This is a genomic window from Streptomyces sp. URMC 124 (assembly GCF_051386455.1).
Classification (GTDB): domain Bacteria; phylum Actinomycetota; class Actinomycetes; order Streptomycetales; family Streptomycetaceae; genus Streptomyces.
Genome location: NZ_JBPQTS010000228.1, coordinates 1 through 8,112, shown reverse-complemented (window position 1 = coordinate 8,112; position 8,112 = coordinate 1). Strand labels below are relative to the sequence as shown.

The window sequence follows — 8,112 nt, the reverse complement described above, 5'->3', positions numbered from 1 at the left end:
GCCGACGGTGGGGGGGGGGGCGGGCGTGGTCGTCATGGGGTGCTCCTTACAGATGTGCGGCATGGGGTAGGAGGGGACGTGCGTGCGGGGTGGCAGCGGGGCGGGGCCCCGGCTCACGCGCCGTTGTAGCGGGGGCTTCCGGCGTGCCATTCGCGGTTGCCGCCGAGCCAGGCCCAGACCCCGGCGAGGAACCGGCGCAGCTCGGGGGGCCCGGCGAGGGCCAGGGCAGCGGCCTCCGTCTCGAAGGCGATCACCAGCTCGTCGTGGATCTCCGCGCTCCGCTCGACCGCCTCGTGCAGGGAGCAGCCTTCTTCCGCGGCGATCACGACGGGCAGGTTGAACTCGACGCCGGAGGAGTCGTGTTCCTTCGTCATCGAGTACAGGTCGTTGACGAGCGTGGCGGCCGTGGCGGCCATGGTCACGGCGCGGCGCACGCGCGGCTCGGCGTACACGGAGGCGGGCAGCGCGTAGCCGCCGACCACGTCGGTCAGTGCGATGCAGGGAAGGAAGCTGTTGATCTGACGGTGGGCCAGGTATTCCCGGACGCCGGGCATACGGCCCCGGGAGCGCCACGAGCCCTCCTGCTCGTATCCCACGAAGAGGACGGCGACCTCGTGCCGCAGCCGGGCGATCTGCGACGGCTCCGCATAGCGGGAGAGGTGTTCCAGCCCCGAGCGCAGAGCGACCCGTACGGGGTCCTCACTCATCTCCTCCTCCCACGCGGGCGCGTAGCGGGCCGGGAGGTGGGCGGGGTCGAGGGCCGCGTAGGCGAGTCCGAGGTGGGAGCCGAGGAGTTCGGGCCGTGAGCCCACGGTCTCGTCGTCGCAGTAGTAGTCGTCCGTGGCCCACTCGGCCAGGGCGCACTTCCCGGCCGCGAGCAGCCGGTCCGGGTCGTCGCTGTCGGGGTGGGCCAGCATCATCAGGCGCCCGAAGTCGGCCGCACGGACGCGGTCGAGGCGCCCGTCGTAGATGCCGGTCTCGTCCGCCCAGGCCACCAGCCGGTCGTTGACCTCCCGGGCGAGCGCCGGGTCGTCGCGCAGCGCGGGCGGGCAGTACAGCTCGGGGACGCCGGAGCCGCGCCGGCCGCCCGGGGCACCGGAGACATCCGAGGCACCAGAGACACGGGAGACACCCGGGGCACCGGGGACGGCCTCCCCCGCGTCCACGGGCCTCAAGGCCTTCCGGGCCGCGACGCGGGCGGCGGAGGTGCCCAGCCCCGTCGGCCCGGTGGGCAGGGCGGTGGCGCCCACCGGGCGGGGGACGCTTCCGGGGAGCGTCTGCGGTGCGTGACGGCGGGCGCCCTGCTGGTGCGTGAGCAGCGTGGCCACGAGCCGCGCCACGTCGTGCCGGGCCGGGGGCGCGGTGATCCGGGACAGCAGTGACAAGGTTCTTCTCTCCGTTCCGGGGGTGGGGTGCCCGTCAGGACGGGGTGTGGAAGACCTCGACGTTCTCGAGGACGCCGAGCGCGTCGGGGACGAGAACGGCCGCCGAGTAGTAGGTGCTGACCAGGTAGGAGATGAGGGCCTGGTCGTTGATGCCCATGAACCGCACGTTCAGGCCGGGCTCGTACTCGTCCGGGATGCCGGTCTGCCGCAGGCCGATCACGCCCTGCTCGCCCTCGCCCAGGCGCATGGCGAGGATGGAGGAGGTGCCCTCGTCCGAGACGGGGATCTTGCCGCAGGGGAGGATGGGCACGCCCCGCCAGGCCGGTACGGGGTGGCCGCCCACGTCGGCGCTGTCGAGGGCCAGGCCCCGCTTGTTGCACTCGCGGCCGAGGGCGGAGATGGCCCGGGGGTGGGCGAAGAAGGCCTTGGTGCCGCGCCGCATGCTCAGCAGCTCGTCCATGTCGTCGGGCGTGGGCGGGCCGGAGTGGGTGGAGATGCGCTGGCTGTAGTCGGCGTTGTGCAGCAGGCCGAACTCGGGGTTGTTGACGAGCTCGGACTCCTGGCGCTCGCGCAGGGCCTCGATGGTCAGCCGCAGCTGGTGCTCCACCTGGTCCATCGGGTCGTTGTAGAGGTCGGCGACGCGGCTGTGGACCCGCAGGATCGTCTGGGCCACGCTCAGCTCGTACTCGCGGGGGGCGAGGTCGTAGTCGACGAAGGTGCCCGGCAGCACCGGCTCGCCGGTGTGGCCGGAGGCGAGGGCTATGTTCGCCTCGCCCTTCTTGTTCTGCGGGCGCCCCGCTTCCGCCCGGCGCAGGCGGACGTGGGCCCGCAGGCTCTGGTGGCGGGCCGCCACCTCCTCGTACGCGGCGCGGGGCAGGGCCAGTACGGTGCACGTGGTCATCGCGCGCGCCGTGAACTCCCACTGCCCCGGCTCCTCGGCCACCGCCTGCGCGCCGAAGAATCCGCCGTCGGCCAGCACTCCGCGGCGGGTCTCCTCGCCGTACTTGCCGGTGCCGGCCTTCTCGACCTTGCCGTGGGCGATGAGGTAGACGTGGTCGACGGGCCGGCCCCGTTCGGCGATGACCTGGCCGGGCTCGTACTCCTGCTGACGGCAGCGTTCGGCCAGCGCCCGCAGCGCCTCCTCGTCGTGGAATCCGCGCAGCGGCGGCAGTTCGCCCAGCTCGGCGGGGACGACCTTGACCGCGGCGCCTTCCTGGACGAAGGTGACGCGGCCGTCGCCGACCTCGTACACCAGGCGCCGGTTGACCCGGTACGTGCCGCCCTTGACCTCCACCCACGGCAGCATGCGGAGCAGCCACCGCGAGCTGATGCCCTGCATCTGCGGGACGCTCTTGGTGGTGCTCGCCAGATTCCGCGCAGCGGCGATCCCCAGGCTGAGCTGGGCCCGGCCGGCTTCGTGTGCGGGCTGCTCCGGCTGCTGCCGGTGCGCTGCGGTCGACATCCCGGTCCCTCTTCCGTCTCGGCGCATGCGTCAAGAGGGAGCCCCTGAAGTCACCTGATCGGGCGACTGGGGCTCCCGCCGCGCCAGTGAAGCAGCGCCCGATGATGTTGGTCGAGACGACCGGGGTGGCATCGTCGGATTTGCGCCAAGAGCGGGCGAAGAGGTTCGGGGGGTTCATGCATTCTGCACCGGCCTTGCGGGGCGTCACAGGACGGCCACCGTGCCTGACCTGGTGCGATTCTCCGTATTCTCCGTATTTTCCTCACCCTCGGATCGTGCCCCGAAGGGCCCTGGCGCCGGGAGTGAGGTGGCTGATAGTGCGTGGTCTGGTCGTACGCTCGCGGTATGACGCCTAGTCAGAACGTTTCGGCAGCCACCCTCAGACGGGCTTTTGAGCCGTCAGCAGGACGGAGCCGAACTCGTCGACGTCGACCATGTCGGCGGGCCCGAACTTCTCCCCCGCCGCCTGGTCGAACACGGTCTGCGGTTCCCCCACCCGGCCCCCGCGAGCCCCGCTCGCCTGCTCGAAGGCCCGGCGCTCGAAGGTCCGGCGCACGCACTGTTCGGTGATGTCGAGGAGTTCCGTGAAGCGCAGGCCCGCCCGGCTCAGCATCGGCATGTACTCCTCGGGCCGCGCCAGGGTCATGATGAAGTCCCGCAGGCACCGGTCCATGGCGGACCGCATTCCGGCGGGGATGGGGGACCGCTCGAAGAAGTCGGTCAGCACCAGCCGGCCCCCGGGGCGCAGGACCCGCCGGATCTCGCCGAACACGTGCTCGCGGTCGGGCATGTGGAAGATCGACTCGATGGCGATGGCGGCGTCGAAGGAGTTGTCCTCGAAGGGCAGCCGCATGGCGTCGGCGTAGCGGAACTCCACGCGGCCGCTCAGGCCCGCCTCCTCGGCGAGCGCGGTGGCGCGGGCGACCTGCCCACGGCTGACGGAGATGCCCGTGACGTGCGCACCGGTGCGCCGGGCGATCCGCATCGCCGGCTGCCCCACCCCGCAGCCCACGTCGAGCACGCTGTGGCTCTCGTCGACGTGCAGGCGGTCCGTCATCATGTCGGTGAGCCGGTCGGCGGCTTCCACGAGCGACACGCCCTGATCGTCGGCCTCCCAGTAGCCGAGGTGGAGGATTCCGCCGGACTCGCCGGTGTCGAGCGCGGTCAGGCGGTCGTAGAGGCGTCCGACCTCTTCGGGGACGGGGAAGAGGGTGTGAACGCCGGACGCGGACACGGGGGCGGACCGGGGGACGGGCACGGACGGGGGCACGGACGCGGGGACGAACTCGGTCGCGGACACGGGCACGGACACTGACACGGGCACGGACACGGAAAGACCTCCGTCTTCTTCTGATTCACGTCCTTTGACCAGGGGAGGACGGGCCCCCTCACGCCACCCCCGTCGACGTGAGGGAACCGTTCCGTCGGCACCCCGCTCCCCGGGGTCGGCGGTGGCTCTTCCGGTGCCCGGACATCGTGCGGCACCGCCCTTGCGGCAGCCTGGCCGTGCCGCTGACGTTTCCTTGCCGGTGCCTGCGGCCGGTTCCGGCCGATACCGGACGATGCGGGCTGCCGCGGCCAAGTCCTTGCAGTACTCTCGCCGTTCACTTGCCGCACGCTTGCCGATGGCTTGTCGCGATCTTGGATTGCCCCGTTGCGTGTGCCAAGATCCGATTTGTAAGGCACCGGCCTCTCCGCGCCGGACGCCCGTCACCAGTCGCGCGTGCGAGAACGGTAGGGACCGACATGCCCGCATCTCCGACGCCGGAGCCGACACCGACAGCCCCGCCGGCCACCGATCCGGCGGTCACCGCCCCGAGCGAGCCCCTGCTGAGCGTCCTGGGTCCCCTGTCGGCACGCCACGACGGGGTGGACCTCCCGATCGGCCCCCCGCGCAGGAGGGCGCTGCTCGCCCTGCTCCTCATACGCCTCGGCCGCGTCGTCCCCACGGAGCTGCTCGTCGAGGAGCTGTGGGGCGAGGAACCGCCGCGCCGGGCCGTCGCCACGCTCCAGAGCCACGTCTCCCACCTGCGCCGCGCCCTTCAGCCGGCTGCCGGGCCGGACGGCGCGCCGGTGCTGCGCCACCGGGCGGGCGGCTACGTCCTCGGCCTCGACCCCGCGCAGATCGACGTCTGCCGCTTCGAGCTCCTCGTCACCGAGGGGCGGCGGCTGCTGGAACGGCGCGATGCGCTCGCCGCGCGGGACCGGTTCACGCAGGCGCTGCGCTTGTGGCGGGGTGCGCCCTACGGGGAGTTCGACGGCCATCCGCCGCTCAGCGACGAAACCACCCGCCTGGAACACGTACGGCTCACGGCCGTGGAGTCCTGTGCGGAGGCCCGATTGCTCCTCGGAGCGGCCGAAGAAGTGGCCGCTGACCTCGACTTGGAGGCGCGTCACCATCCGGCGCGGGAGCGCCTCGTCGGCCATCTGATGACCGCTCTGTCCCGGCTCGGCCGGCAGGCGGAGGCGCTCGAGGTCTACGAACGGACGCGCAGCCACCTGGCCGAGGAGTTCGGCGTGGGCACGGGCGCCGCGCTCCGCCGCGTCAGGACGGCGATCCTCCGCCAGGAGCCGGGGGCGGGAGGGGCCGCCGAGGAATCGCGCCCCGGGCGCATCGGTCCTGTGGACGACGGTGCGGACGAGCACACGCCCGGCACGGACGGCATGGACGGCACGGACGCCATGGACGGCACACGCGGCGCGGACGGCCGTACGCCCGGCACGGACGGCGCACCCGCCGCCTCCGCCGCCTCCGCCGACATCCCCGGCACCGACGCCCGCGGCTCCGCCCCCGACCCAGCACCCGCGCCCGCACCTACACCCTCCTCCGCACCCGCACCCGCACCCGACCCTGACCCCGCACCCGACCCCGCATCCGGGCGGCCGTTAGGCCAGTCGCCGTTCACCGGGCGCAACGAGGAGCTGCAGCGGCTGACGGCCGCAGCAACGAGCGCGCTGGCCGGGCACGGGCACGTTGCCGGGGTCCTCGGCCCTGCCGGAGTCGGCAAGACCCGTCTGCTCCTCGAACTCGCCCCGAGGCTGGAAGCCGCCAGCGCGAGCCGCGGCGGCGGAGCTGATCTGGAGGTGATCTGGAGCCACTGCTTCCTGAGCGAGGGCGTACCGCCCTACTGGCTGTGGACGCAGGTCCTCCGGCGGCTGTCCGCCAGCCGCGCCGACGACTTCCGCCGCGCGGCGGAGCCTTTCGGCGCCCTCCTCGCCCCGCTCATGCCGGAGCGGTCGGCCGGAGCCGGTGGCAGCGGCAGTGGCACTGGTAGTGGCAGTGGCCCGGGTGCCGATGCCGACTGGGGGCAGGCGCGGTTCCTGACCCACGACGCGGTCTGCGAGGTCCTGCTGACGCTGGCCGGGCAGCGCCCGCTCGTCCTGTTCCTGGAAGACCTGCACTGGGCCGACACGGCCTCGCTCGACCTGCTCAGGTTGCTGAGCACCCGCCGCCAGGGCCATCCGCTCGGGATCGTGCTGACGGCCCGCGAGTTCGAGGTCGAGTCCGACGCGACGATGCGCCGGATGCTCTCCGAGGTCCTGCGCGGTCCCAGGACGGAGACCCTGCGGCTCGACGGGCTCTCCCGGCAGTCGGTGGCGGCCCTCGTCGTGGCGCAGGCGGGGCCGGGCGTGGACGCGAAGGTCGTCGAGGTGCTGCACCGGCGCAGCGAGGGCAATCCGTACTTCGTCATGCAGTTGCTGTCCCTCCTGGGGGATCCGCGCAGTCTGCACCGCGCCGATGCCGTGGACGTGCTGCTGACCCGCGTTCCCACGGGGGTGCGCGAGGTGCTGAACCAGCGGTTCGCGGCGCTGCCCGAGCCGGTGCTGCAGGTGCTGCGGCTGTGCGCGGTCATCGGCTCCGAGGTGGACACCGACCTGCTGCGCCGCACGGCCGCCGCGGGGGAACCGGTCGCCGAGGCCCTGGAGTCGGCGATCCGCGCCGGGCTGCTCGGGGAGGAGCCGCACCACCCGGGGCGGATCCACTTCGCCCACGCCCTGGTCCGGGAGACGCTCATCGAGGAGCTGGCGCGCGAGGAGCGGCAGCGGCTGCACGCGGGGGTCGCCGAGTCGCTGTGCGCCCGCAGCCACCGGCAGGTGGGGGACGCGGACGTCGAGCAGGTCGCCCACCACACCTGGCACGCCGGGAGCGCGCTGCCCCCGGCGCGGGCGCTCCCGCGGCTGCTGCGCGCCGCCGAGCAGGCCGAGCAGCAACTGGCGTACGAGCGCGTGGAGACGTGGCTGCGCAGGGCCACGGACCTCGTCGGCCTGCTGCCCCACGACGACCCCTCGGCCCTGCACCTGGAACAGCGGCTGCACATCCAGCTCGGCCAGGTGCTGGCCACCACCCGCGGCTACGGTCACCCCGAGGCCGAGACGGCGCTCGCGCACGGCCGGTCCCTCAGCTCGGCCACCGAGGCGCCCGAGGATCCTTCGGTGCTCTGGGCGCTGTGCGCGGCGTACCTGGTGACCGGCCGCTACGACGCCTCACGGCGTTTCTCCGGCCTGCTGCGGGGCATCGCCGAACGCACCGGGGAGCCGGTGGCGGTGCTCGGCGCGGCGTACGGCGAAGGCATCGTGCTGCACGTCCGCGGCCGGCTGCCGCAGGCGCTCGCCGAGCTGGAGCACGGCGTCGAGATGGCGGACGGCTACGCCCGCCAGGGCCATGCGCTGGCCCGCACCTTCCAGCACGACCCGCGCGTCTCCTGCCGCTCGTACAACACGTTCACGCACTGGCTCCTCGGCGACCGGCGGACCGCCGCGACGCGCCGGCGCGAGCTGCTGCACCTGACCGAGTACGACAGCCGGCCCTCCGACCGGTCCTTCGCCCTCTACGTGGACGCGGTCGTGGCGGCCTGGGAGGGCGACGCCCGTACGGCGCGCGCCTCCGGCGCCGAGGGAGCGCGCCTGGCCGGCGAACACGGGCTGCTCTACTGGAAGGGGATGCTGAGCCTGCTCGAAGGGTGGGGCCTGACGCACTCGGGGTGGGAGGACGACGGCCTCGCCCTGATGCACGCGTCCCTGGCCGAACTGCGCCGCTCCAGCACGCTCTTGCGCCACCCCCTCCACCTCGGCCTGCTCGGCGAGGCCCAGCACCACGCCGGGCGGCCCGAGGAGGCGAGGGCGACGTTCCGCGCCCTCCTCGCGGCCGTCGAGCAGCGCGGCGAGCAGGTCTACCTGCACGAGGCCCTGCCCGCCACGCGGCTGCTGCGCGACCTGCTGGGGAGCGGTGCGGCCGGGGCAGTGGCGAAGGCGGCGGGGCCGGGG

4 protein-coding genes are annotated in these 8,112 nt (G+C 73.4%); 1 reads left to right on the top strand and 3 read right to left on the bottom strand.

Going from position 1 to position 8,112, the window contains the following annotated elements; all coding sequences use genetic code 11:
- Positions 1 to 113: 113 nt before the first annotated feature.
- The 3 genes from ACSNOG_RS30645 to ACSNOG_RS30635 form a co-directional block, all read right to left on the bottom strand.
- Positions 114 to 1,385, bottom strand: a complete 1,272-nt coding sequence (locus ACSNOG_RS30645) for a family 2 encapsulin nanocompartment cargo protein terpene cyclase (RefSeq protein ID WP_436755970.1) — start codon at positions 1,383 to 1,385, stop codon at positions 114 to 116.
- 34 nt (positions 1,386 to 1,419) lie between these two features.
- Positions 1,420 to 2,847, bottom strand: a complete 1,428-nt coding sequence (locus tag ACSNOG_RS30640; RefSeq protein WP_436755969.1) for a family 2B encapsulin nanocompartment shell protein — start codon at positions 2,845 to 2,847, stop codon at positions 1,420 to 1,422.
- Positions 2,848 to 3,226: 379 nt separating this feature from the next.
- A complete protein-coding gene (locus ACSNOG_RS30635; protein WP_436755968.1) occupies positions 3,227 to 4,147 on the bottom strand; it encodes a methyltransferase domain-containing protein in 921 nt (306 codons plus the stop codon).
- Positions 4,148 to 4,593: 446 nt separating this feature from the next.
- On the opposite strand from ACSNOG_RS30635, the gene ACSNOG_RS30630 reads away from it, so the two are divergent.
- The coding region (locus ACSNOG_RS30630) for a BTAD domain-containing putative transcriptional regulator (RefSeq protein WP_436755967.1) at positions 4,594 to 8,112 on the top strand (3,519 nt) is incomplete at its 3' end.

What these genes read in the sequence shown, in the direction of transcription:
- ACSNOG_RS30640 (WP_436755969.1), bottom strand. Translation starts at nt 2,847, where the DNA reads ATGTCGACCGCAGCGCACCGGCAGCAGCCGGAGCAGCCCGCACACGAA.